Genomic DNA, 2,363 nt, shown 5'->3' on the forward strand with positions numbered 1-2,363 from the left:
TGTCGGCGTACAAGCGAACGTGCACCACCTCGTACGGATGAAAGTGCACCATTCCTGATGCGGTGACGGGGTACCGACCGTGAGTCTGCTGCTGTCGTTTCGGGGCGGCAGAGAGGCGGCTGACGATGGTCTTGGATGCACATCGATGGCTGGAGTTGAGGCGGTTCCGGCCGCTGTACGAGTCCGGTGCGATGAGCCTGCGGGAGATCGCGAAGGAGACCGGGCTGAACCGCCGGACGGTCAGCAAGTACCTCAAGGACCCGGCCTCGCTCGCGCCGCCGAAGAGAGAAGCAGCAGATCAGCGGCCTCGGTGGGTGGTGGACGAGGTCGCGCCGCTGATCGACGCGATGCTCAGGTCCGAGATCCTGCTCAAGGGGAAGGTGATCCACGAGCGCCTCGCCCAGGAGTACGGGGTCAGCATCAACTACCAGCGGGTGAAGCTCTATCTGCAGGAAGCCCGGCCCCGGATCGCGGAGGAACTGGGCATCAGCCCGGGCGAGCTGGCGGGCCTGCACCGGCGCTTCGAGGTCGTCCCGGGTGCTCAGGCCCAGGTCGACTGGGGAGACGAAGGCAAGATCCTCGCCCATGTCGGCATCCCGAAGGTCTACTCCTTCCACATGACGCTGTCGTACTCGCGCGACCCGTTCTGCTGTTTCACCACCAGCCAGGACCTGGCCACCTTCTTCGACTGCCACCGGGCCGCGTTCGCGCACTTCGGCGGGGTGCCGATGAGCATCGTCTACGACCGCACCAAAACGGTCGTGCGCCGGCACGTCGCCCCCGGCGAGGCGGTTCCGCTGCACCCGGAAGCGGTCGCCTTCGCCGGGCACTACGACTTCGACATCGACGTGCTGGCCGCCTACCGGCCGCAGGGCAAGGGCCGGGTCGAGCGGCAGGTGAACATCGTCCGCGACCACGTCCTGGCCGGTCGGGCTTTCTCCTCCATCGAGGAGCTGAACGCCGCTTTCGCCGCCTGGGTCCCGCTGCGCCGGGCGAAGGTGCACGGCACCCACGGCGAAGTAGTCGGGCACCGGGCCGTGCGCGATCACATGGCCCTGCGTCCACTGCCGGCGACTCCTTACGTGGTCACCCAGCGGCACCTGCGGCATGTCGGCAAGGACTGCCTGGTCGCCTTCGACGCGAACCTCTACTCGGTGCCCGCCCGCAAGGTCCGCCCCCGCCAGCTGGTCGAGGTCCGGGCCACGAAGTCCCAGGTCAGCCTGCACTCCACCGTCCCCGGCCCAACCGGCCAGACCTTGTTGGCCGTCCATCCGCGGGCTGTTGGCCGGGGCGCCCGCATCGTGGATGAGACGCACTGGGACGGCCTTCCCACCGGCGCCGGCCGCCGCGTCACCACCGGTGACGACGCTCTGCCCTCGCCCCGCCGCGGCCAGCCACCGAAGGCGGAGGCCGGGCCGCTGCAGGCTCTGCTGAACCGGGCCGCCGCCGCGAACATCGAGGTCGGCCGCCGCCCGCTGTCGGTCTATGACGAGCTGACCGGCACCCGTCCCTTCACCGCCCCGACCAAGGAAGCCCGTTGAGCGAGCTGACCAGCACCCGCATCCGCACCACCGCCTCCAAGCTCGGCCTGCCGCACCTGGCCGAGGCCCTGAACCAGTACGTCCAGCGGGCCGACGAGGCGAAAATGGGCTACCTCGACTTCCTCGATCTGGTGCTGGCCGAAGAAATCGCCGTCCGCGACGACCGGCGCTTCCGCAACGGCCTGCGGCTGTCGAAGCTGCCGCACCACAAGACGCTGGAGGACTACGACTTCTCCTTCCAGCCCGACCTCGACCCGCGCAAGGTCAAGGACCTGGCCACCCTGCCTTTCGTCGCGGACAAGGCCAACGTCGCCCTGCTCGGGCCGCCCGGGGTCGGCAAGACGCACATCGCTGTCGCCCTGGCCGTCGCGGCCTGCCGGGCCGGCTACTCGATCTACTTCACCAGCCTCGACGACATGGTCCGCCACCTCAAGGCCGCCGAGGACCAGGGCCGGCTGATCAGCAAACTCACCAGCTACCTCCGCCCCGCGGTCCTCGTGGTCGACGAGGTGGGCTACCAGCCACTGGAGCGGACCGAAGCGAACCTCGTCTTCCAGGTCATCTCCAAGCGTTACGAGAAGGGCTCCATCATCCTGACCTCGAACAAGACCTTCGGCGAATGGGGCCAGGTCTTCGGCGACGAGGTCCTGGCCACCGCGATCCTCGACCGCCTCCTGCACCACTGCGAAGTCGTCTCGATCAACGGCAACAGCTACCGGCTCAAGAACCGCCTTCAGGCCATCGAACGGGACACCGACGTGGCCTAACGAGTGGTGCACATAACTTCGTACTCGGTGGTGCACTCACACGAGTACCTGGACA

Annotated in this window: 2 protein-coding genes; both read left to right on the forward strand. The window is 68.0% G+C overall.

Features of this window, described 5'->3' with window-relative positions; all coding sequences use genetic code 11:
* Nucleotides 1-125 precede the first annotated feature (125 nt).
* The gene (istA, locus tag IH25_RS0136665; RefSeq protein ID WP_030621284.1) at nucleotides 126-1,541 is read left to right on the forward strand and encodes an IS21 family transposase; all 1,416 of its coding nucleotides are present in this window, start codon (nucleotides 126-128) and stop codon (nucleotides 1,539-1,541) included.
* On the forward strand, nucleotides 1,538-2,308 hold the full coding sequence (istB, locus tag IH25_RS0136670) for an IS21-like element helper ATPase IstB (protein WP_030621286.1): 771 nt from the start codon (nucleotides 1,538-1,540) through the stop codon (nucleotides 2,306-2,308). The genes istA and istB overlap by 4 nt, the downstream gene beginning before the upstream one ends.
* The last annotated feature ends 55 nt before the right edge of the window (nucleotides 2,309-2,363 follow it).

This window comes from Streptomyces achromogenes subsp. achromogenes (assembly GCF_000720835.1).
Classification (GTDB): Bacteria; Actinomycetota; Actinomycetes; order Streptomycetales; family Streptomycetaceae; genus Streptomyces; species Streptomyces achromogenes.